The sequence below is a fragment of the Streptomyces marokkonensis genome (assembly GCF_039539045.1).
Lineage (GTDB): Bacteria > Actinomycetota > Actinomycetes > Streptomycetales > Streptomycetaceae > Streptomyces > Streptomyces marokkonensis.
Map to the genome: position 1 here is coordinate 1 of NZ_BAABCQ010000393.1, position 912 is coordinate 912.

Genomic DNA, 912 nt, shown 5'->3' on the forward strand with positions numbered 1-912 from the left:
TCATGTCCGTTTCGATTCGCCAGGTAGGCGTAGATTCTCCCGTCAGTTCGCGGGACATTTTGTTAGCCATCGCCCAGTGGATCATTGCGCGGGATCTCTGGGGCAGGGCTTCGTAGTCCCGGGCCAGCCGGCGGTGCTGCATCAGCCAGCCGAAGGTCCGCTCGATCACCCAGCGTTTCGGCAGCGGCTCGAACCCTTTGGCTCGAGGCCGCTGCACTACCTCCACGTCGATGCCGAGCAGGGCACCGTGGTTGAAGATGCTGCTCTGGTATCCGCCGTCGGCCCAGACCTTGGACACACTGGGGTGGTTCGTGGCCACGTCGTCGAGCAGGAGCTTGCCGCCAGTGGTGTCGTGCACGTTCGCGGCAGTGATGAGGACGGCCAGCACGAGACCGAGCGTGTCCGTGATCAGGTGCCGTTTGCGTCCTTTGATCTTCTTGCCGGCGTCGATGCCCTGGCTGGTCTCGGACACGTTTGCCGAGGTCTTGACGCTCTGGGCGTCGACCACGGCCGCGGTCGGCTCGGCACTGCGGCCATGGGCTCGGCGGGTCTTGTCACGTAACAGGTCGTGGACCTGCTGGGTCGTGCCGTCCGCTTCCCACTTCGCGTAGTAGTCGTAGACGGTCTTGTACGGCGGGAAGTCATGAGGCAGGTACTCCCATGGGATGCCGGTGCGGTTGACGTAGAGGATCGCGTTGACGATCTCTCGTAGGTCGTGCACCCGGGCCGCCGTACCGGGGCCAGTCCGTCTCGCCCGCCAGGCGGTGAAGACCGGTTCGATCAGAGCCCAGCGAGCATCGGACACATCACTGCGGTATGGACGGCGAGCACTCACACACGGTGCAACGACCGCCAACGCCGCCGGTCACACAAACATGTCAGAACATCCCCTATCTAGATCAGATGCTCTCT

The 912-nt window shown here is 63.6% G+C and carries 1 protein-coding gene; it reads right to left on the minus strand.

Annotated features, from left to right (window positions below; translation table 11 throughout):
• On the minus strand, positions 1 to 835 hold an 835-nt coding region (locus ABEA26_RS36055; protein WP_345598304.1), incomplete at its 3' end, for an IS5 family transposase.
• Between the last annotated feature and the right edge of the window lie 77 nt (positions 836 to 912).